Below are 21,092 nucleotides of genomic sequence, written 5' to 3'. Positions count from 1 at the left end.
CGAAAGCTTCAAAAGAGCCACGGCTCTTATAAGGCGAACTGCCATTCCAAAGTACTTCTTACATCAATCGGCGATGTGTGATCCTTATCACAGGGAACCGAAGAGAACTGCCCACAGTTGAATGTTCTTTCCATAAATTGAGAAGCGGCTGTGCGCGCGTGATTTGCAGCTCCCGCGCTCTCAACGGGACGGAGAAAAGGAATGAGCCCTCTACCGAGGCAGCCGTTCAAGGCACGGACCATTGAGGAGCTGATTGGGATCCTAAGCACGGCATCCGCTGCGATACTGGCCGTAATCATCATCGCCACGCTCTATTTCGGCCGAGATATTTTCGTGCCGGTAGCGCTTGCTGTCCTTCTCAGTTTTGTGTTGGCTCCCGTCGTAGGTTTATTGCAGCGCATCCACGTTCCCCGCGGACTGGCTGTCGTAGGCGTTGTCATCCTCGCCTTTGGCCTGATTTTTGCGATGGGAAGTCTTCTGGCAACGCAGCTGACCCAACTCGCCGGTGATCTTCCTCGCTATCAGTCGACGATCAGTGAAAAGATACAGTCGTTCCGGAACACCAAAGCAGGTAGGGGTACGCTGGAACGCGCGTCCGACATGCTGAAGGACCTCGGCAAGGAGCTCGACAAGCCAAAGGACACCGCGGTGGTGCGAGTCCCCGGATTAACGGCGGGCCGAACCATTTCTGCTCCGCCGGTGCCAGTGGAGGTTCGCCAGCCGGATCCCGGGGCGCTGGAAAGTCTTCGTAGCTTGATATCTCCACTCATCCATCCGCTCGCGACCACGGGCATCATCATCATTTTCGTGATCTTCATTCTCGTTCAACGCGAGGACCTGCGTAACCGCCTGATCCGGCTGGCCGGCTCGTCCGATTTACAGCGGACAACGGCGGCGCTGGACGATGCGGCGAGCCGGCTTAGCAAGCTTTTCCTCACGCAGCTCATTCTTAACGGGGCGTTCGGCGCAGTGATCGGCACGGGTTTGTGGTTCATCGGGATTCCCAGCGCGATCTTGTGGGGCATCTTGGCTGCCGCGCTGCGCTTTGTCCCGTATATCGGCGCGGTGATTGCCGCCGCATTTCCGCTTGCTCTTGCGGTCGCCCTTGACCCTGGCTGGTCAATGCTGCTGTGGACGCTCGCGCTGTTTGTGGTCGTGGAGCCGATCGTGGGGCATGTCATAGAACCAATGGTTTACGGTCACAGCACAGGGCTATCTCCCGTTGCCGTTCTCGCGTCGGCGACGTTCTGGACCGCGCTGTGGGGACCCATCGGCCTCGTCCTCGCAACGCCGCTCACGGTCTGCCTTGTGGTGCTCGGAAGGCACGTGGAGAGGCTGGAATTCCTCGACGTCATGTTCGGAGATCGGCCGGCTCTTGCTCCACCGGAAATTTTTTATCAGCGCATGCTGGCTGGCGATCCGACAGAAGCAGCCGAGAAGGCCGAGGAATTTCTTAAGGAGCGGTCGCTGGCCTCATACTATGACGAAGTCGCCCTTAGGGGGTTGCACCTGGCGCAAACCGATGCCGAACGGAATGCTCTCGATCAGGAGCGACTCATCAGAATCCGCGATGCGGTCAGCGAGCTCGTCGGCGACCTTGCCGATCAAGATGAGCGGCCGCCGGCGAAGGGCGAGGCGACCATGGATCCGGAAGCATCCACTGCGGTGGAGAGCGTTCCAGAATCCGCCGCGAACGAACGGATGCCTTCCGTGCGCAAAGGAGACCTCCCGCCGGAGTGGCAGGGCGATCACCCCGTGCTGTGCGTGGCCGGACGCAGCTTAGTCGATGAGGCAGCTGCGATCATGCTCGGCCAGCTCTCAACAGAGCACGGATTAGCGGCGCGCGTAGAAGGTGCCTCTTCGCTGACCTCCAGCAATGTTTTCCGCTTGGATACCACAGGCGTTATGATCGTATGCCTGGTCTATCTCGACATCAGCAGTCCGGCACATATGCGTTACTCGGTCCGGCGGCTGAGGCGGAAATTGCCAAGGGCAACCATCATACTGAGCTGTTTGGCCAGAGAGATTGACGAAACGGCATTAGAGGCGCTGCGCGAAGGCGCAAAAGCCGATCTAGCGTCTGCGAGCATTGGCCACACAGTCAGCCTGAGTATCGATGCCACCGGAATCACTAGACTCGGCCAGACCGGAAAGAAGCAGGCGACGGTAATAGCTGCGGCGTAATCGTCAGCGTCGGCCACTCCAAGACCAGAATTATGAAGGCGGCTTCGAGATACTGAAAGCGAGTACTTGCTTGGCTGCTTACCGGAAAACTTCTCTCCGGTCATGAGAGCAATTGCGGGTCCCAGTTTCGAGCCCTCGTGCGCCCACGATTTCAATGCATTAGCCAGTGAGCACATGATTTTTCAAACGGACCTTTCAACCAACGGCCAGGGCGGGCTGAAGCCTCTCCCCGCTAGCGACTTTCAATCGCCCAATCAGTGGCTTACACGACGGGCCAATCGAACCATTTTTGCCGTACCGCGTTCCAAGAAAATCGGTGCGTTAGTGTTTTATGCCTGCGCGCCGCGACCGCCGATCAGACGTCAGGACGGTTGGTCTGTGTAGGCGGCCGCGGTTGCCCATGAGCAATGCATCGGATATCAGCTCGACGTTGCATCGCGCGACCCGGCGGCATCGGCGAGAATGCCTGTCGCATCAGTGCGCGGATCTGTGAGGATTCCGAATGGCTCGGCCTGGAGATGGACCACGCCCGCAATGATCGCGCGCCACACCGCGCGGCTACTCGCCGGTTCGCCGTAGGAGTCGCGACTGTGATTGCGCAAAAGCTATGCAGGCGAAAGCTGCAACATTGCAAAATGCCGTTTCGTGGAAATCGGCGCGTTGGAATTGCTGATGAAGTCTGTAAGATCACAGTCCACCGACTGCATCCCGGACGTCGCAACTTCAAACGCTGTTTGAAAAATCGCGAGGAGGTGATCAAACGCAGCTCGCGAAATGTATTTGACGAAGCCTGAAAGCCGCTTCAAACTCCCGACAAAATAAGAGTTGGAGGAAACGAATGCGGTGGCCCCTGGCGTCGCGCAGCCTTGCCGTTCCTGAGACCGCCCCGCGCATTCCCTTCAATATCCCGAAGCCAAACCAGGAGCAGATCGTGCTTCTGATCACGATCGTGCTGCTCGTCGTGTTCGGTGTCACGCTAAGCGGCTTTGCCACCGTCTCCAACCTGCTCAATCTGCTGCGCAGTATTTCCATTCTGGGCGTGCTCGGCCTCGGCATGGGGCTGATCGTGATCAGCCGCGGCATCGACCTCAGCGAGGTCGCGACCCTTGCAGGCTGCTGGGCCATCGCCCTGATCGAGATGCAGCGCGGCGTGCCGGTCGGCGCCGCCGTCCTGCTCGCTCTCGCCATCGCGCTGCTGATCGGCGTCATCAATGGCGTCATGGTTGCCTTTGTCGAAGCGCCGCCTCTGTTCGTGACGCTGGCCGCCGGCTTCGTGATCTATGGGCTGGCGTTCTGGTTGGCGCCGGCCTGGGTGGTCTACGCGCCCAAAGATGCACCAGGGCTGATGTTCGCCGGCGCCGGGCGCCTGTTCGGCATTCCCGTCCCAATCCTGGTGTTCGCCGTTTCGGCGATCGCCATGCATCTGTTCCTGTCGCGCACCTCGATCGGTCGCTTCATCTATGCGCAGGGCGATAATCCCGAGGCCGCGCGGCTCACCGGCATCCCGCTGCGGCCGTTGATCGTGCTCGAATACGCGCTCGTCGCGTTCCTCGCCTGGCTCGCCGGCCTCGTCTGGGTCGGCACCACCGGCAGCATGCAGATGGCGATCACGCAGGGCACAATGATCTTCGACGTGGTGCTGGTCGTCGTCATCGGCGGCATCAGCCTAATTGGTGGGCGCGGCAGCGTGTTCTCGGTCGTGGTCGGCTGCATCCTGATCGGCACACTGCTGAATGCGTTCACCATCATGGACGTCAACAGCGAGGTGCAGAACATCATCAAGGGGGTGGTGCTGCTGGCCGCCATCGTGCTCGACAATTTCCTGCATCCGCGGGACGAGGAAACGGCGCGGCAGGGAGACTGACGAGACTTACTCAACGAAGCAAAACCTAGCGAGGCAAAAACCTAACGAAGAATGCCGCCAAGGCATCCCGTCTCATCAACAACGGGAGGAACCCATGAAGATCAGGACACTCTGGACGATCGCGATCACAGGCGCTGCGCTGGCCGCGCTGCCATCCCTGGTGCTCTCGCAGGAGGAAGGCGGCACCAAGACCGCGCGCGAGCTTCGCGCCTCCTATGACAAGGCGTTGCAGGGCAAGACCATCGCGTACCTGCCGATCGCGCTCGGCGTTCCGCTGTCCGACGAATGGGGCCGGGTGGTGCAGGAAGAGGCGGAGTGGCGCGGCATGAAGTTCATTGTCCGCGATCCCAACAACAATCCATCGGCGATGCAGCAGGCGCTCACCGCGTTGGTCGACCAGAAGCCTGACGTGCTGATCGTGCAAAATCCCAGCGTCACGCTGCTGATGAAGGACCTGAAGCGCGCCGAAGCGCAGGGCACGCATGTCATCCAGATCAACATGTCCTCGAACTACAAGTCAGGCGCCTTCGTCGGCGCGGACTGGCGCGAGATCGGCAAGATGCTGGCGACTGAGGTGGTCAGGGTCTGCGGCACCGGGTCCGGCAAGTCCGGCAAGGTCCAGATCGTGCAGGGCGAACTGACGGCGGCGGCGAGTGTCGACCAGGTCGGCGGCATCATGGAGGTCCTCAACAAGGACACCAATATCAAGGTGGTGTCGAACCAGGCCGCCAACTGGGACGCCAATACCGCGCTGAACATCACCGCCACCGTGATCCAGCAGCATCCGGACCTCTGCGCCTCGATCGGGTTCTGGGGAATCATGGAATCGGGTGCCGCGCAGGCGATCCGCAACGCCGGCAAGATCGACGACGTCAAGGTGTTCGCTTCCGGCGAGGGCTCCTCGCTCGATTGCGACCAGCTAACTTCTGGCAATTTCTACAAATTCCTTAGCTACAAGGCGACTGAGCAGGGCCACGATCTGATGTTTGCGGCTGAGACGCTGCTGATGTCCGGCGAAAAGCCCGGCACGAAGAATCTCGAATATTACACGCGCCCGATCTGGCTCGATAAGAGCAACGCGTCGGGTGCGAACTGCTTCGCACTTCCCAAGAAGAGCTGACGCGAATCTGAGCCGGCGTGCGCGGTTGCACGCCGGCTGCTTGGGAGTGCTACGACCATGTCTACCATCGAAGCCTTTGCCGAATCCCTGACGCAATCGGCGCGGCGGTTCTCGCCACGCCTGCTTCTCTCCGAGTTGCTCCTCAAGCAATGGTTCGAGCCGGTCGTCCCGTTCACGGTGATGATGGGGCTGTGGCTGTATTTCGCGTTGACAATCCCGGACTATGCCTCGGTGCAAAACGGGTTGTCGCTGCTGCGCCTGTTCGCCGAATTCGGCTTCGTGGCGCTGGCGATGGGCTTTTGCCTCATCAGCGGCGGCATCGACCTGTCGGTCGGTGCGATCTTTGCGCTCTGCAATTTCGCCGCACTGTTCTTCCTCCTTGTGATGGAGTGGCCGGTTGGCCTCGTCGTGGTCGCGACGCTTTGCGTCGGCGCTGCGCTCGGCAGCATCAACGGCGTCCTCATAGGTTTCCTGAAGACGCGGCCGTTCCTGACCACGCTGGTGACGCTGATCATACTGCGTGCCTCGGTGAACCTGCTCAACACCGGCTATGCCCAGGTGTTCGCCACCAATTCGGTCGATAGTGATGCCTGGGACTTCATCGGCACCGGCAGCGTGCTCGGCATTCCCGTCAACGCCGCGATGCTGTTCGTGGTGCTGCTGATCTGTCACATCTTCCTGTCGCGCTCGCGCTATGGCTGGCATCTGACCGCGATCGGCGCCAGCCGCAAGGCGGCGCGGCATGCCGGCATCCGCGTCCGGCTGATGCTGTTTCTCACCTATGTGCTGTCCGGCACGCTGTGCGCGGCCAGCGGCATCTTTTATGCCGCACGCCAGGCCTCGACGGATTCGACGACCGGCGTCGGCTGGGAATTCCAGGCGCTGACCGCGGTCGTGCTGGGCGGCATCTCGCTAGCCGGCGGGAAGGGCACCGTGTGGCGGGCGATGATCGGTGCCCTGATCGTCTTCCTCCTCATCAACGGCCTCGTCCGCATGGGCATCCCCGGCTATGTCACGTCGGCGGTCACGGGCATGATCCTGCTCGCCGCGGTCGGTATCGACGTCAAATGGTCGAAGAACCGCGGTAAGGCGATCCAGAAGATCTACGTCAATCCGGCCTATGTGGCGTTCTCCCCCGCGCCCTCCGTGCAGCGCGGCTCGGCCTCGCCCTTTGCCCAGAACGATCGCTTGATCCACGCCAAGGCCATCGGCCTCGACCAGGTCGAGGGTCCGGAGGACGTCATCGTCGACCGCCAGGGCCGGGTCTATGGCTCGACCCGCGACGGCAACGTGATCCGCTTTTCGGGAGAGAACTTCGAACAGCGCGAGGTATTCGCCCATATCGGCGGCCGCCCTCTTGGCATGCAGTTCGACCGCGACGAGAACCTGATCGTAGCGGTTGCCGGCATGGGCGTCTATGGCGTCGCCCCGGACGGCCGCGTGTTCAAAGTCACCGACGAGACCAACCGCACCTGGTACAAGCTCAATGACGATTCCCGCCTCCGCATGGCTGATGATCTCGACATCGCGCCTGATGGCAAGATTTATTTCAGTGATTGCACCACGCGCTACGAGATGACGACCAACACGCTCGACATTCTCGAAGCGCGGCCCAACGGTCGCGTGGTCTGCTACGATCCCAAGACCAGGACGACGCGTACCGTCATCAATCACTTCTACTTCCCCAACGGAGTGTGCGTCTCCCATGACGGCAAATCAGTGCTGATCGCGAGCACCTCGCTCTGCAAAATCTTCCGCTACTGGATCGAGGGGCCGAAGAAGGGCAAGACCGAGGTCCTGATCGACGAGCTTCCGGGCAATCCCGATAACATCAACCGCGCGTCCGACGGCAATTACTGGCTGGCGCTGGTCGGCATCCGCACGCCCACCTTCGACCTCTCGGTACGCAAACCCGGATTCCGCTTACGCATGGTCAAGCAGGTGCCGACCGATGAGTGGCTCGCGCCCGCGCTCAATCACGGCTGCGTGCTGAAGTTCAACGAACGGGGCGAAGCGCTGGAATCCTGGTGGGATCCGACCGGCATCTCGCATTCGACGCTGACCTCGATGCGCGAGCACAAGGGCTATCTCTATCTCGGCGGCCTCGAGAACAATCGTATCGGCCGCATCAAGCTCGATGGTGTCGACGAGAGCTGGACCGGATACGACGCCTACTGGGGCGACAAGAGCAGGGTCAGGGGATAGCGATGGGATTCTTCGATCATCTCCTGCGCGATATCCGCAGCGTCATCGACCGCGATGGCGGCGAGAACGCGATCCCGCCGCTCGACGGGTCGCTGAGCCCTAACGACCGGCTGGATGGCGCGACCGTCATCGGCGAGCCCTTGCCTGGGGTGGACGACGTCGTCGCGGCACCCGACGGATCGATCTTCGCCTCGGCTGGGCGACAAGTGCTGAAGCTCTCAGGTGCGGGTTTTGCAACGCGGACGCTGATCGCCGAATTCGACGGCGATGCGGGTGGGCTTGCGATTCACCCGGACAGCCGGCTGCTCGCGTGCGTGGCCGGCCGCGGCCTTGCGGCAATCGATCCGGCCAAACCCGATCCGGTCTGGCTGCAATCCGGGGACGGCCGCCCCTTAGTCGGGCTGTTGTCGGTGGCCGCGCATCCCGAGGGCCGCATCTTCGCGGTCGAAGGCGCCGCCGGCCGCTCACCGGACCAGTGGCGGCGGGACCTGATGGAGAAGCGGAGCCAGGGAAGGTTGATTGCGTGCGGGCCGGATCTCGGAAGTGCCGAGGTGCTGCTGAGTGACCTATCTTATCCCTCCGGCGTTGCGGTGTCCGCCGACGGCAAAAGCTTGTGGCTCACCGAGACCGGCGCGTATCGCTTCAGCCGTTTCCCGCTCACCGCAAGTGCGCTGGGGCAGGCCGAAATCGTCGCCGGCAATCTGCCGGGCTACCCTGGGCGGCTGCATCCGGATGATCGTGGCGGCTTCCTCCTAGGCCTGTTCGCGCGGCGCACGCATCTCATCGAATTCGTGCTCAAGGAGGACGATTTCCGCGAGGAGATGATGCGGACCGTGCCGGAAAGCTATTGGATCGCGCCGGCGCTGGCCGGCGGTTCCGATTGCCTCGAGCCGATGCAGATCGGTGGCGTCAAGGCGCTCGGCATACAAAAGCCTTGGGCGCCGCCGCGCTCCTATGGGTTGCTCGTGCATCTGGATAGCGAGGGCGAAGCAACGGACAGCCTGCACAGCCGTGCCGGCGGCCGCTTCCACGGCGTCACTGCGGCCTGCGCGACGCCGCAAGGCGTGGTCATCGCCGCCCGCGGCGCGGGATGTCTTCTGCTCCACACGGGAGAGTTCCGATGAGCGACGGCGCAAACCTCGTCAATCCCGCCGAGCCGGTGCTCGAGATCGTCGGCGGCAGCAAGATCTACGGCGGCGTGCACGCCATCGAGGGTGTCAACTTCAATCTCTATCCGGGCGAGGTGCATGCCCTCGTCGGCGAGAACGGCGCCGGCAAATCGACGCTGTGCAAGGCGATTGCGGGGGCGATCCAGCTCACCTCCGGCGAATACCGGCTCGATGGCAAGCAGGTGAAGCTCGAACAGCCGCGCGATGCTCTGAACGCCGGCATCTGCATGGTCTATCAGGAGACGAGCCTGGTGCCGACCATGACGGCGGCGCAGAATATCGAGCTCGGCAACGAAAAGCTGCTGACGCGCTTCCGCACCCTGAACATCCAGGCACAGCAGCTGCTGCAATCGCTCAATTTCCACGTCGACCCGGCAACGCCCGTGGCCATGCTCGGCACCGCCAAGAAGCAAATGGTCGAGATCGCGCGCGCGATCTACAACAAGGCGCGCATCATTATCTTCGACGAGCCGACCGCCTCGCTTACGCCAGAGGAGATCGTCCATTTCTTCCACCTGGTGCGCGACCTCCGCGCCCGGGGCGTTTCTATCATCTACATCTCGCACGCGCTGGAAGAATCCTTGCAGATCGCCGATCGCATCACGGTGCTGCGTGACGGACGGCACGTGATCACCGCGCCGGCAAAGCAGCTCAGCCGGGATAGCCTCGTTCAGCATATGGTCGGCCGCGAGGTCGGGCAAGCGGTCTATGGCGGCAGCAAGAAAACTCACCACCGTCGCGAGAAGGTTCTGACGGTCGAGAACGTCACCATGGGCATGGCGGTGAAGAACATGTCGTTCTCGGTTTATGCAGGGGAGGTCGTCGGCATCGCCGGACTGATCGGCTCGGGCCGCACCGAGATCGCCAAGGTGATCTATGGTGCGCTCAAGCGCAATTTGATCAATGGTGGCACCATCCGCCTGCGCGGGAGGCCGATCCGTTACCGGGTGCCGCGCCAGGCCATCAATGACGGCATCGCCTACATCACCGAGGACCGCAAGGCCAACGGCTTTTTTGAGACCATGGTGGTCGATGACAACGTCTATCTCGGCAAGCTCGCCACCAAGGGCGGCTTCAGCTTTCTGCTCTCGCGCGCCCGCCGCGGCAAGCTCGCCACCTATTGGGTCGACCGGCTCAAGATCAGCGCCCTGCAAAGAAAAGCCAAGATCATCGAACTCTCCGGCGGCAACCAGCAGAAGGTCGTACTGGCAAAGACGCTGGTGCAGGATCCCTCCATTATCATTTTCGATGAGCCGACACGCGGCGTCGACGTCGGCACCATCCCGCACATCCACGCCGAGATCCGCCGCCTCGCGGACGAGGGCAAGGCGGTGGTCGTGATCTCGTCCTATCTGCCGGAAGTCCTCGCCGTCTCCGACCGCATCCTGGTCGCCCGGACGGGGCGCATCGTCGCCGAGTTCGATTCGGCGGAGGCCACGCAGGACAAAATTCTGTACGCGGCGGTGCATTGAGCAGCGAGACCAGACCGAGACTCGAGGCAGCAGCGAACCGCAATGCTGACGCGAGACGCGCGGCAAACTCGCCCTTTCTCTTGTAAAATCAATGATCCTATCATGTCTCATAATCAGCGGGTCCCAGGTTCGAGCCCTGGCGCGGCCACCAAAATATCCACAGAATCAGCTGCTTAGAAAGTGACCGGGCTCAAGTCAGTTGGCCGCGTCGGCTTGGGTCACGCAAGGGTCACGTCGGAGAGACAGTAGCCGCTCTTTTTCTATGAGAAGCCTCAGCCCGACAATCGAATCCTTGGATGGCGCGTAGGTAGTAGGGACACGCTGTCTTTGCGGGTCGCTTGCTGTCTCAAGAATTCAAATGCCGAACGACTACTCGAGCTTTAGGCAAGGCGTCCCACGCGTGGACGGCCAGTGCAGGTGCCTCCCCAGCCGGAGGACCAGCAGATGCTGATGCTGGCATCCGGCTGCGCGTCGGTTGGTGCGCGCGAAAGAAGCGAGCATGGCGGCTCACTGGTTACGATGTTGCAGAGATTGCACCTAAAGAGGCGCAAGGCGTTTGAACTAAACCGGCCCCTTCTTCGCGACACACTCCGAAGGCTTGGTCGACCACAGCCGAGATGAAGAGGCTTGCAATCCTCCTCGCTGCCGGTCGGCGCGAACAAGCTTGGCCTAGCTGCGCAAGCCTCGCGCCGAACAACTACCACACGTTCTCAGGAACGCGTCACGCTCGAACTGTGCGCAGGAAATTCGTGACCTCGTCCCTGAGTCTAGTCGAATTGCGCGACAACAGCCCGGCGGATGACAGGAGCTGAGCCGACGCGCTGCCCGTTTCCACTGCGCCGCGTTGCACGTCGGCGACGCCGGAACTGACCTCGCCGGTGCCTTGGGCCGCCTGCTGGATGTTTCGAGCAATCTCGTGCGTCGCTGCACCCTGCCGCTTCACCGCAGCCGCGACCACCGTAGCGATTTCGGACATTCTGGAAATGGTGCCGCTGATATCCGTGATGGCCGCGACAGATTTTCCCGTGGCGTCCTGCATGCTCCCGACCTGCTGGCTGATCTCTTCAGTGGCCTTGGCGGTCTGTTCGGCTAACGCCTTGACCTCGCTCGCCACCACCGCGAAGCCGCGACCGGCATCGCCTGCACGCGCTGCCTCGATCGTCGCGTTGAGCGCCAGGAGATTGGTTTGGCCAGCAATGCTGTTGATGAGATCGATGACATCCCCAATTCGCGCGGCTGCCTGCGCCAAACGCGTGATCTGTTCATTCGTTGTTTCAGCCTGTCGGACCGCCTCGCTTGCGATGCGTGAGGACTCCTGAACCTGTCGGCCGACTTCTCCCACTGAGGTCGCCAATTGTTCGGAGGCGGACGCGACCGACCGGACGTTGGTGGTCGCTTCCTCGGAAGCCGCGGCGACGCCGGTCACCACGTTCTGCGTGCGTTCGGCCGTCGACCTCAGCGCGCTTGCAGATGATTCAAGCTGACTTGAAGCTGACGAGACAGTTTGAACGATTTCGCCCACCGCAGTCTCGAATGCGTCGGCGAGTTGATCCATGTTGCGCCGCTGGAGCTTGGCCTGTTCCCGGTCCTGCTCGGCCCTGGTTTCCTCTGCCCCCTTCTTGGCGATCAGCGCCTCCTTGAACACCTGCAACGCATCGGCCATTTGCCCGATCTCGGTGCGCTCGCCCTGACGCGTGACCTCTGCCGACAGATCACCGGCACTGAGCGCTTGCATCGGCGACACGATCGCGGCGATTCCTCGCGAGACGCTTCTCACCAAGAAGAAGGCGACGAGGGCGCCGAGGACGCCGGCGGTCGCCGCCAGCGCCACCACGGTATTGAAGGTATGGTGGTAGGCGGCCGTGGCCTTCGCTCCGGCCTCGTCCGCGCCCTTGTTGTTCAGGTCGATCGCACTTGTCAGGACCTTGTCGGCCTTCAGGCCGACGGGATTGACGGTCTTGCTGTTGAGCTCGTTTGCCTCTTGGGGGAAACGGCCAACCGCGACGCGCGACAGACGCAGCACCTCCTGCGCGCCCTTCATGTACTCGTTCCAGAGACCGCGCCATTGGTCATAGAGCGCACGTTCCTGCGGAGCGGAGATGAGCTTCTCGTAGTCCGCAGTATTCTGCGCCATCCTTTCAGCGATCTGCTCGATCCGCTTGTCAAAGTCCGCCTTGTCCTCTGCTTGGTCGTTCAAGAGGTGCTGCCGCACCGCGTTACGGTAAGTGATAGTGGTTGCGCGCAGGTCGCCGAGCACGCGAACGCTCGGAAGCCAGTTGGTCTGGATGTCAACGACCGCGGCGTTGATCACCTGCATCTTCCAGATTGCGAGCGCGCTGGTGGCGATCAGGGCCACCAAGAGGCCGATGACGACGGCGGTAATCTTCGTTCGTATGGAAATGTTGGAAAACATGGCATAGCTCCCTAAGGACATCATAATAACGCCCTCCGTCGCAATGCATCTGACGGTGGCCGTCTCGCTCCCCGGATCGAGCCCGATTGCCGACGGGCCTCATGCTAGTGTAGGTTGTATCGATATTCCTTTAAGCGATTCTTACCCGCGGCCGCAACTTGAATGCGAAGCGCATGCTGGTATCATCGCGCATCGTTAAAGCGATGCAAGCGCTTTGACAGAGTCGGCGGTGAGCTGTGACGTCGCTTAGGGCTAATGTCTCTTTGTGGCCCGTCAGCGAAATGCCTTTGATGGTGGTCAGCTCATTCAGGCGGAGCGGGCCTGATTTGCTCAACGCAGTTCTCCGCAATTATGGCTGGATGGGCGGCTAATTCAGCGAGCAGCAGGGTCGACCGCATCTTGTGGCGATATTTGCAACAGCCGCTCCAGCGTCTTCGCTCTTGGCGCTCGCGTCCACACTCGGCCATTAAGGAACTGGAGACGAGTTGCTGTCACCATTTCGCTACATAGGGACCGCGCTGCTGGGAAGCATCATCATTGTATTCGAGTGGCGCGCGCTCGGAGGCTAATGGCGCGGCTCGAGAGGCGAGCAACTGTAAATTTGCCAACAGGACAGTGGGGCCGCTTCAATTCGTGGCCTCGGGTCACAGCTCGCGCTCCATCGCCGGATGCTGCCGGTTCTTAACCTTGATCCAGTGCTTCTGCCGACCGCCTCGGTACGGCTGATCGCGAAGCTTTGAGACCAAGCCTTCGAGACCCATGCGGCGCGCCGCTCGGAATAGGTCCGGGCCGATCTCGCCGCGCTCGAAGGGCGCCACGGTAATGCCCTCCGGACGGCGCGCCAAAAGCTTTCCAGGCTGGTCTTGCGCAGGTGCAAGGGCAGGACGCGCAGATCATCGCCGCCCACGGCGAGAATGTCGAAGGCGTAGAGCTGGACTTCGTGGTCGTGCTTGCGGGAGTGCAGCGCGTTAAAGTCGCTGATGCCATCCACCCCGAGGATCACGGCCTCGCCATCTATCACAAACCTCTTTTGCCGGTTCTTCAGTGCGGTCTCAGCAGTCCAGGGATAGCGCCTGGTCCAGTCGGTGCCGTTGCGCGAGAAGAGCTCGCACGCGATACGCATGAAAGCGCAGCTAGGCACTCACACGCAAATTTACGCCGGTTCGCGAAGGAGGTGCGGGAACTTTCGGCGCAGGGCGGGCCCGCTTTGACGGCGGATCCCGCCAGCGCCGGTCGAAACGGTCCGGAAACACGATTAGGACGCAGACGAAATGAAGTTGAAGCGGGAAGGGCGAATGATTGCTCCATCTCAAGGCACGGAGAGACACCTATGACACACTATCGGAACGCCCGGGCTCTTGCTTTCACCGCCGCGCTGCTCATGGCCGCTATCGCGTTTATCCCGCGCCCAGTTAGCTCCGATCTGGGCGCCGCTTGGAAATGCAGTCAGAACGCTCTCATGACGAGCTGCCGACTGGCTGAACAATGATCGATCAGCACCGGCCCTAGGTGCACAGCCGGAGAGACTCTTCGAGCGGAGTTTCATTGTTTCAGCCTCTCATCTCGATCGACACAAGAGGAGACGTTAACTTTTTTCCAGCCAGCGCTTTCGCCAACGATTGCCCCGGATTTTTAAACTACGTAGCGGCGAATTCGCACTGCTTCATGACTAGGCCGCCCAAGCAGCACACCAGGATATTCAGTTTTACCTCGCGTGACCGTCACTTGCCGAGAACCGGATCCTTTCCCTACTGACAATTGTCCTGTTCTGACGGGGGCCGAACCTTTGGAAGCGCGATGGAGAACTAAGAATAGCTGCTCGGTCACGCGCATCCCCAAGATTGACCTGGGCTACCAGGAAGTCGACAGTCCGACCGAACTGTCGGCTAAAAGTCAACGCCAGAGCGATGGCTTTTTAAGTGACAGTGCTTGGAAGGCCGCTGCGGGCATGATTGTCTCGCTAGCCACGAGCGCGCAATCGTTGCAACTGAATACTCTGCAGTTGGCCTGTTCGCCCAAAACTTCATCGGCTCCAAGCAGAACTCGCACGTCCGTAGGATTGTCAGTGGCAGAAAAGAGGATTTTCATTATGTGCCTCCACGAATGACGATTCGAGAAGTGGCCTCCCCTAAATCGGCCTTTAGCTTAGGCAGAGAGGTGTCGGATGGCGAAACGGAAGCGTTGGTCATATTCGGACGAGTACAAGGGGCAGGCAGTTGATCTGGTCTTGTCGAGCGGTCGCTCGGCGAACCTCTTTTCGGACGATCTTTGTGTCGCTTGACCGTTGTACGCCAATACTGCACGGAAGACGGCGCACCTTGCCGTCAGTCAGCGCCATATTTCGACGGTGGCTTCTTGCGGGTCGCCGGGGTGATGAATGTGAAGCTGAATAGGGGCGCCGGGTATTTTGCTTTCAAACGACGCACAGCCTCGGCTGCGGAATCCGCTGTTACGCATTCTTCGATAATCCTGCTATCGGACTTGCTCTGAAAGCCCACTATGAAATCTGGCAAGATGCATCGGTCTCCTAAGATACTTCTTGGACAGCAGGGGCGCCACGCCGCACTTCATTGCCGATGATCGAAAGCGCACCTCATCTGCAGGTTGTGAGCACGATAGAAGCCCCCTGGATCAACCACCACTTTTCTCCTCTGTTTAGCTTGATATCGGCGCTGCGCGTTAGTTCTGGAACGCGACAGCAGCTCTTTGTTGTCCACAGTGTCGATCGCGATACACAATACCCAGTCGACTCATCGTAGGCTTTACTGCGTCTTCACGGGTGCCTTTCCTCCGAGCCTAAAGCCCGTCGCCAATGGCGGGCTTTCCTTCAGTGTGGGTGTTCTGATTGGAATACATGGGACTTGCAACGCTCCCTAAGGAGGGGAAATACCGACATGTCGGACCCAGGCACGGAAGACGAAGCAATTTCGTGTTATCGTCTCCACATTCTGGATGAACGAGGCGACTTAGTCGGCGCGGTGGAATTTGAATGCGCTAACGACGCGGTGGCAAAGCGGAAAGCCCAAGAGGTATTGGATGGCACCCCGGGGGAGCTTTGGCGACGTATTTCCGGGGACTAGATAAAGCTGAAGCGGGCACAGATTGCGCTAACGACTAGCCAAGAGCGATCGATCAGATACCTGGCGGTCCGGCGGCCTTTTCATTTCAGCTACATCTCTTCAGACGACGCGACGAGCGCGAAGTTGATCGGCAGAGCTGCTGCCATGACCATGTCTTCCCCCCAAAGCGGAGGCGACCTTCTGCTAGATTCGGGCTTTGCCCACGACTAGTAAAAATCTTATCGAGGCGATCAATTGGATAGCGACAAAACTCCGCTGACCACAATCTCTAAGTGGCGTTTGGCTTATGGCGAATCCGAACCAGCAAATATTCACTTCGACCAGGTGTTCCAATCCGCCCGCTGGACTCACAAATGTTAGTGCGCAAGCAAGCAATTTTTGGAAATGCGGGAGTGTTTGCCACTTACGCGGCGGCAGACCGCTCGGTCCCAGCTCGTTTTTCGATCCGGAAAAACCTCCAGGCTGGGGCCGATGTGGTCTACTCCCTTCCTGCCTGCAGGCGCACGGCCCACCGGTTCAGCTGGAGGGCACGGATTATAGCTCCCTTCCCATGGCTGGGTGGCTCCGATTGTTCACCTTGATCCAGTGCTTCTGCCGCCGGCCGCGGTACGCCCGATCGCGATGCTTGGAGACTAATCCTTCGAGACCCAAGCGGCAGGCCGCTCGGAATAAGTCCGGCCCGATCGCACCACGCTCGAAGGGCGCAACGGTGATGCGCTCCGGACGCCGCGCCAAAAGCCTTGCCAGGTTGGTCGCAGGTGCAAGGGCAAACGCGCATATCATCGCCGTCTATGGCGAGAATGTCGAAGGCATAAAGCTGCACCTCATGCTCGTGCTTGCGGGCGTGCAGCGCGTTGAAATCGGAAATGCCGTCACCACGGCTTCACCATCGATGACGAACTGCTTCTGCCGACTCTTCGGCGGGGCCTCAGCAATCAAGGGATAACGCTTGGTCCAGTCGGTGCCGTTGCGCGAGAGCAGGCGCACGCGCTCAGGCTCGCGGATAACCAGCATCCGGTAGCCATCATGCTTTACTTCGTGAATCCAGTCCGGCCCGCCGGGCACCTGCTTGCCAGCGGTAGCCAGGCAGAGCTCGTACGCGATACGCATGAAAGCGCAGATATGCATTCACACGCGAATTTACCAATCCGAGACGACAGGGCGAGTTCCTAACCGGAACGGTGCTGAAGCGAACAGTAGGAATGCTGCAAGCTTGATAGCCTCGTTCTCGCTTGGTCCTTGCTAGCGTGAAGGCCAGGCAACCTCCAGCGGCCCCGACCTCACCACTCCTTTCTACCGGGGCCGGGGCCGTCCACGCCCTCTCAGACAATCCTCCCATGGCGTGTGTCGAGCGGGTTGCCTTAGGCCGTGCCTCGGAGCGGTAGAGCGAGCTGTACGTCTAGGCGCCTCGTGGCGTTGGCCTGGACGAAAGCCTCAAGCGCGGGCGAGAGATCGAGCCTTTCATGAGCAGCGCGTTCGGCGATCGCATCGGCGATGTCCTCTGTCGCGTCGCGGGACCAGCCCTCGATGGCGTTGAAGACGACGATCCGCACGGGATAGGCATACTGGCCCGAGATCAGATCCCGTAGCACGGTCTGGCGATCCGCGTCCTGCTCGTCGGTTTCGCGCCAAGAGCAGCCGGCGCGCGCCCCGAAATCCTCCAGCACTAAGTAGATGTCCCGGTCCAGACGATCCAGCGGCACAATCGAGGGCGAGGCACGCATACTCTACTCCGATACTGCGGAGAGACGGCCCCGGCTCGCAGGGGGCTAGGGGATATGGCCGGGGCCGCTCCGCCAGCTCGGGCGGCGAGCCAGCGGGACTCACAAGCTTACGCGGCGGCCTTTGTTCCTGACGCTCTGACCGGCGGGGTACGGTTTCGCCCGGCTGCGTTTTGTCCCCGTTTCTCGGATGTTCTTATGGAGTGCCGGGCGCTGGCCTGTGTTAACTCCTAGTGGCCTAAGTTGATTTTCGCATTGGCCTGATTTCAAATTGGAACGAATGTTTACTTTTGCGCTTAAGCCTTTCCTTAAGAGACTTGAGCAAGTGGCTACGCATCACGAAGATCAGCTACCGCGACAGCAGGCGCAGGACCAAGAGCCTCGTTGCCTGGCCTGCGCTGCCTTCCCCCGCCTGACCCAATCCATACTCGACACCCGAAGAGGCAAGACCGTCCGGCTTTACCAGTGCCAGTGCGGCGAACGCATCTGGGAAGACTGACGTAGGAACCGCCCGCCAAACGGTCTGTTGTCACATCATCACCGGCCGAGGCTCTGCCCGTAGGCGTCGGTGGCTGAGAGACCATCGCTCCCGCCTGCATAACAGGGAGCACCGTCATGACGGATAGGTCTGTCTATCGCGCGCACAACTTGGCTTCTGAAGTTGCCGAACAGAACGACCGCGTGCGGGCACGGGTCGCACAAGCGAAGCGCTGAAAGTGCCCAAACCGGACACCTTCTTAGGCCGGAAGAGGCAAGAGCTGTTCCCGGAGGAAGACCCATCGAGTGGCAGGACCTCCAGAACGTGATCCACGGCGAGTTGCGGGCGCCGAAAGAAGCACCCATCATTTGTGGTATTCCAGTCATCTGCGACCTGCTAGTGAGCCGGGATGATCGGAACAGCTCCATGAAAGATATCCTCACCCATCTCGAGACTCTTCGGGTGAACATCGCCCAATGCGAGGAGCTTGAGCGCTCGGCCAAGAGCGATATCAAGCGAGGCGTATTTCGCCGCACCGCGGCGCACTACAGGATTTTGGCTGGCGAGCTGGAGCGCGCATTAGCCGATATGCAGGCCAAAGACGCCGCAGAGTAAGGCCGCCTCAGTGCTTTTCAGTCATTTAGCCGGTGGTATAATCGGTCCAGCTACGGGGAACGACTGCCATGGACTACCGCGCTTACATCTTAGACGATGAAGGGCGCATCACCGGCGTGCATGAGCTGGATTGCGCCAACGGCGAAGTAGCCAAAGAGAAGGCGGCCCAACTACTCGATGGGCACAACCTTGATGTCTGGCGGCGAGAACGACACGTCACGCGATTGAAGGGCCATACACGACAGCTTGGATGCTGCACACGCTGAGTTGGACACTGGCCACGATCGCTCTCGCCGTCATCTTTTGATGGAGTAAGGCCGCCAACTGAGGCGGCCTCTTGGTTCTTCACGGGAGATTGTTGTTGTTGTCTATGGTGTCCCCATTCTCCCCGCTTCATGCGGGATTGCTCCCCGCTCGATCTGATGTCGCAGGTTCAGACCGTTTAATTCATCTGCGCTGTGACGAAGGTCACACACTCCAGGGCGCGGGCTTCGCTCCTGCGTTTTAGCCCGCCGGTTCACGCTGGCGGCCCTGTTACCTGGGAAATTTACGGGTGACTACCGTGATCGGATGGCAAGCCGCTGATTGCCTCGCTCGAAGGCGGGCCGGACATCGCAGCGGCTGTCGCACGTCTGACAAACAAAGCGCGGTTCGACATCTGACAGCCGCATGTCGTTGGCCAGCAATTTGCGTCCAGAGCAACGTGATGTACGCAGTGGCAGTAGACCAAGGCGGCTCGCAAGCCCATCCCGCGCACCTCGCCGAAGGTGATCTTGAGCGGGGGCCATCGGAAGGATGACCTTGCCCCACGGGCTTAATCCAATTTGAAGTTCGTTCTAGCCCAAGACAAGGACCAGAGCATGAAGCGCAGCCGCTTTTCGGAAGATAGATCCTCTGGATTTTGAAGGAGCACGAGGCCGGCGTTTCGGTTGCCCACCTGTGCCGCAAGCACGGCGTCAGCGACGCCAGCATCTACAAATGGAAGGCGAAGTTCGGCGTTATGAAGGTGTCGGAGGCCAAGCGGCTGAAGGCACTGGAGGATTAGAACTCGCGGCTAAAGCGGTCGCATTGGGAGGGATGGACTGGAACAAGCCCTCCTCACTGTGACACTGAGCATGGCGATGCTCATTACGAGCTTCGGCCATCAAGCCACGCTGCGATAAGGTCGCCTCAGTTGGCGGTCCTCTTTGATTGCACCACGTTGACTTCTAGCGTAAGCGTAGCTCTGCGGCCCTTTTGACGCCTATTTTGTTCGCGTGGTGCGTCGCCGCGGTATCCATGTGTCGGACAATGCATTGACGGCGGCTTCGAGCGCCTTCCGGTCGACGACGTTGGGATCGAACCGCTCCGGGCCCCAGAGGCGCATGTGTTCGTGCTCGGGATGGCCGGGGTCGCTGATGGCAGCGAGGTATTCGGCATAGCCTGGCGCACCGCCGACGTCTTCCGGAGGACAACGACCGGCGGCCTCGAGCAGGAAGGGAAGCCCCTCCGTCGTGGTGTTCTCGAACCATTTTTCGAGCTTGATCACATGGTCCCAGCTGTCGCCGAAGTCATAGAGATAATGGATCGTCTTGGCGCCGGTCTCGCGAACGATATCGCAAAGCCGCGCTTTGCGGGCGTCCATGGGGTGGTGTCCGTAATCGTTGTGGGGGTCGGGAATCCCCCAACTGACCTCACCGGCGAAGAACTCGAAGAGGTGGCTATTCGTCCAACCAAATGCCTCCTGGAGGGTCAGATGCAGCCGATCAAGGCGCAAGGTGACGGGTACGACAAGGCGACGCATCACCTCCGGCTTCACGTCCTTCAGTGTCACCTTGATCCGGACCGCGGTCGTGTTCAGGCTCATGCCGCCAGCCTCGGATCTTGTGCATGGATCGTGTAGGTCGACGCCCAGGGAAGCAGTTCGTCCAGTCGCGCCGCAGGCCAGCCATTGACGAGCTTGGCGAGAACGTCAGCGAGCCAGTGCTCGGCACTGACGCCATTGAGCTTACAGGTCTCAATGAGCGAAGCCAGCAATGCCCAATTCTCAGCACCCTCGTCGCACCCGGCAAACAGGGCGTTCTTGGCGTTGAGCTTGATCGGCCGCATCGCGCGCTCGACCGCGTTGGTATCCATCTCGATGCGCCCGTCATCAAGGTAGAGCGTCAAGCCGTCCCAATGACGCAGCGCATAACGTAAAGCCTCCGCCGTGTCGCTCTTCCCGGCAAGATGGTCAAGCATTGCCTCAAACCATTGCTTCAAGGCTGCAGCCAGAGGCCGGGCATGCGCTTGTCGACCCGCGCGGCGCTCGGCAGCAGATCGGCCCCGGAGGGTCTTCTCGATCGCGTAAAGCTTGGCAATGCGCTCGAGAGCCTCGCGGGCAACCGGAGCTGGCGCCGGCGCCGCCTCGCGCTCGATCTTCACAAACTGGCGCCGCAGATGCGACCAGCAGAAGGCGAGCGTCCCGGACAGGGCGTCCGCACGCGTCTCTCGGGTCATGGTCTTGTAAGCCTGATAGCCGTCGCAATGGATGATGCCGCGATAGCCCTCAAGCAACCGCAAGCCATGAACGGCGCCACGGCCCGGTGCATAGGCATAGACCACCCCAGGCGGATCAGGTCCGGCCCAAGGCCTGTCATCGCGTGACAGCGCCCGGCCGTGCCTGTCACGGCGTCGTCTGTCGCGCGGCGATCAGGATGGAAGGCGTATTGCCTCATGTACTGATGCTCCCGGGTGCGATCGGTTGCCTCATTTATTTTGCTCCTGGCCTGAGTTGAGGAGGAGGCCGGGTG

Annotated in this window: 13 protein-coding genes and 2 pseudogenes; 9 read left to right on the top strand and 6 right to left on the bottom strand. The window is 60.7% G+C overall.

Features of this window, described 5'->3' with window-relative positions:
* The first annotated feature begins 201 nt into the window (after nt 1–201).
* The 6 genes from ACVIIW_RS36740 (at nt 202) to ACVIIW_RS36715 (ending at nt 10,014) form a co-directional block, all read left to right on the top strand.
* Entirely contained in the window at nt 202–2,184 is a 1,983-nt protein-coding gene (locus ACVIIW_RS36740; RefSeq protein WP_456705496.1) for an AI-2E family transporter, read from the top strand.
* Between the two features lie 838 nt (nt 2,185–3,022).
* Nucleotides 3,023–4,048 (top strand): ABC transporter permease, encoded by a 1,026-nt coding sequence (locus ACVIIW_RS36735; RefSeq protein ID WP_456705495.1) that lies wholly within the window; start codon nt 3,023–3,025, stop codon nt 4,046–4,048.
* Between the two features lie 94 nt (nt 4,049–4,142).
* On the top strand, nt 4,143–5,168 hold the full coding sequence (locus tag ACVIIW_RS36730; protein ID WP_456705494.1) for a sugar ABC transporter substrate-binding protein: 1,026 nt from the start codon (nt 4,143–4,145) through the stop codon (nt 5,166–5,168).
* A gap of 57 nt (nt 5,169–5,225) precedes the next feature.
* Nucleotides 5,226–7,373, top strand: coding sequence for an ABC transporter permease (locus ACVIIW_RS36725; protein ID WP_456705493.1), 2,148 nt, complete (start codon nt 5,226–5,228; stop codon nt 7,371–7,373).
* Between the two features lie 2 nt (nt 7,374–7,375).
* A complete protein-coding gene (locus ACVIIW_RS36720) occupies nt 7,376–8,497 on the top strand; it encodes an SMP-30/gluconolactonase/LRE family protein (protein ID WP_456705492.1) in 1,122 nt (373 codons plus the stop codon).
* On the top strand, nt 8,494–10,014 hold the full coding sequence (locus ACVIIW_RS36715) for a sugar ABC transporter ATP-binding protein (RefSeq protein ID WP_456705491.1): 1,521 nt from the start codon (nt 8,494–8,496) through the stop codon (nt 10,012–10,014). The genes ACVIIW_RS36720 and ACVIIW_RS36715 overlap by 4 nt, the downstream gene beginning before the upstream one ends.
* Before the next feature lie 721 nt (nt 10,015–10,735).
* On the opposite strand, the gene ACVIIW_RS36710 is transcribed toward ACVIIW_RS36715, so the two are convergent.
* From ACVIIW_RS36710 to ACVIIW_RS36695, 4 genes are all read right to left on the bottom strand, one after another.
* Nucleotides 10,736–12,427 (bottom strand): methyl-accepting chemotaxis protein, encoded by a 1,692-nt coding sequence (locus ACVIIW_RS36710; RefSeq protein ID WP_456705490.1) that lies wholly within the window; start codon nt 12,425–12,427, stop codon nt 10,736–10,738.
* A gap of 565 nt (nt 12,428–12,992) precedes the next feature.
* Nucleotides 12,993–13,550 carry an ATP-dependent DNA ligase gene (locus tag ACVIIW_RS36705; protein ID WP_456705489.1) on the bottom strand — a complete coding sequence of 186 codons (558 nt, stop codon included), beginning with the start codon at nt 13,548–13,550 and terminating at the stop codon, nt 12,993–12,995.
* Nucleotides 13,551–16,296: 2,746 nt separating this feature from the next.
* Nucleotides 16,297–16,617 carry an ATP-dependent DNA ligase gene (locus ACVIIW_RS36700; RefSeq protein WP_456705488.1) on the bottom strand — a complete coding sequence of 107 codons (321 nt, stop codon included), beginning with the start codon at nt 16,615–16,617 and terminating at the stop codon, nt 16,297–16,299.
* Nucleotides 16,618–16,868: 251 nt separating this feature from the next.
* The gene (locus ACVIIW_RS36695; RefSeq protein WP_456705487.1) at nt 16,869–17,231 is read right to left on the bottom strand and encodes a hypothetical protein; all 363 of its coding nucleotides are present in this window, start codon (nt 17,229–17,231) and stop codon (nt 16,869–16,871) included.
* Nucleotides 17,232–18,132: 901 nt separating this feature from the next.
* Between ACVIIW_RS36695 and ACVIIW_RS36690 the strand changes: the two genes are divergently transcribed.
* The 3 genes and pseudogenes from ACVIIW_RS36690 to ACVIIW_RS36680 form a co-directional block, all read left to right on the top strand.
* Complete coding sequence (locus ACVIIW_RS36690) at nt 18,133–18,321, top strand: hypothetical protein (protein WP_456705486.1); 189 nt, start codon at nt 18,133–18,135, stop codon at nt 18,319–18,321.
* 68 nt (nt 18,322–18,389) lie between these two features.
* Complete coding sequence (locus tag ACVIIW_RS36685; protein WP_456705485.1) at nt 18,390–18,587, top strand: hypothetical protein; 198 nt, start codon at nt 18,390–18,392, stop codon at nt 18,585–18,587.
* 594 nt (nt 18,588–19,181) lie between these two features.
* Nucleotides 19,182–19,363 (top strand): annotated as a pseudogene (locus tag ACVIIW_RS36680) (transposase); the annotation flags it as partial.
* Between the two features lie 201 nt (nt 19,364–19,564).
* On the opposite strand, the gene ACVIIW_RS36675 reads toward ACVIIW_RS36680, so the two are convergent.
* Both ACVIIW_RS36675 and tnpC read right to left on the bottom strand, forming a co-directional pair.
* Nucleotides 19,565–20,167 (bottom strand): plasmid pRiA4b ORF-3 family protein, encoded by a 603-nt coding sequence (locus ACVIIW_RS36675; RefSeq protein ID WP_456705484.1) that lies wholly within the window; start codon nt 20,165–20,167, stop codon nt 19,565–19,567.
* Nucleotides 20,164–20,952: pseudogene (gene tnpC, locus ACVIIW_RS36670) on the bottom strand (IS66 family transposase); the annotation flags it as partial. The gene ACVIIW_RS36675 and the pseudogene tnpC, both read right to left, overlap by 4 nt.
* Between the last annotated feature and the right edge of the window lie 140 nt (nt 20,953–21,092).

The sequence above is a fragment of the Bradyrhizobium sp. USDA 4449 genome (assembly GCF_054056275.1).
The sequence above is the reverse complement of the archived record's forward strand: the minus strand, read 5'-3'. Positions and strand labels throughout refer to the sequence as shown.

What these genes read in the sequence shown, in the direction of transcription:
- ACVIIW_RS36685 (WP_456705485.1), top strand. Translation starts at nt 18,390, where the DNA reads ATGGACTACCGCGCTTACATCTTAGACGATGAAGGGCGCATCACCGGC.
- ACVIIW_RS36705 (WP_456705489.1), bottom strand. Translation starts at nt 13,550, where the DNA reads ATGCGTATCGCGTGCGAGCTCTTCTCGCGCAACGGCACCGACTGGACC.
- ACVIIW_RS36700 (WP_456705488.1), bottom strand. Translation starts at nt 16,617, where the DNA reads ATGCGTATCGCGTACGAGCTCTGCCTGGCTACCGCTGGCAAGCAGGTG.
- ACVIIW_RS36690 (WP_456705486.1), top strand. Translation starts at nt 18,133, where the DNA reads ATGAAAGATATCCTCACCCATCTCGAGACTCTTCGGGTGAACATCGCC.
- ACVIIW_RS36725 (WP_456705493.1), top strand. Translation starts at nt 5,226, where the DNA reads ATGTCTACCATCGAAGCCTTTGCCGAATCCCTGACGCAATCGGCGCGG.
- ACVIIW_RS36695 (WP_456705487.1), bottom strand. Translation starts at nt 17,231, where the DNA reads ATGCGTGCCTCGCCCTCGATTGTGCCGCTGGATCGTCTGGACCGGGAC.
- ACVIIW_RS36720 (WP_456705492.1), top strand. Translation starts at nt 7,376, where the DNA reads ATGGGATTCTTCGATCATCTCCTGCGCGATATCCGCAGCGTCATCGAC.
- ACVIIW_RS36730 (WP_456705494.1), top strand. Translation starts at nt 4,143, where the DNA reads ATGAAGATCAGGACACTCTGGACGATCGCGATCACAGGCGCTGCGCTG.
- ACVIIW_RS36740 (WP_456705496.1), top strand. Translation starts at nt 202, where the DNA reads ATGAGCCCTCTACCGAGGCAGCCGTTCAAGGCACGGACCATTGAGGAG.
- ACVIIW_RS36710 (WP_456705490.1), bottom strand. Translation starts at nt 12,427, where the DNA reads ATGTTTTCCAACATTTCCATACGAACGAAGATTACCGCCGTCGTCATC.
- ACVIIW_RS36675 (WP_456705484.1), bottom strand. Translation starts at nt 20,167, where the DNA reads ATGAGCCTGAACACGACCGCGGTCCGGATCAAGGTGACACTGAAGGAC.
- ACVIIW_RS36715 (WP_456705491.1), top strand. Translation starts at nt 8,494, where the DNA reads ATGAGCGACGGCGCAAACCTCGTCAATCCCGCCGAGCCGGTGCTCGAG.
- ACVIIW_RS36735 (WP_456705495.1), top strand. Translation starts at nt 3,023, where the DNA reads ATGCGGTGGCCCCTGGCGTCGCGCAGCCTTGCCGTTCCTGAGACCGCC.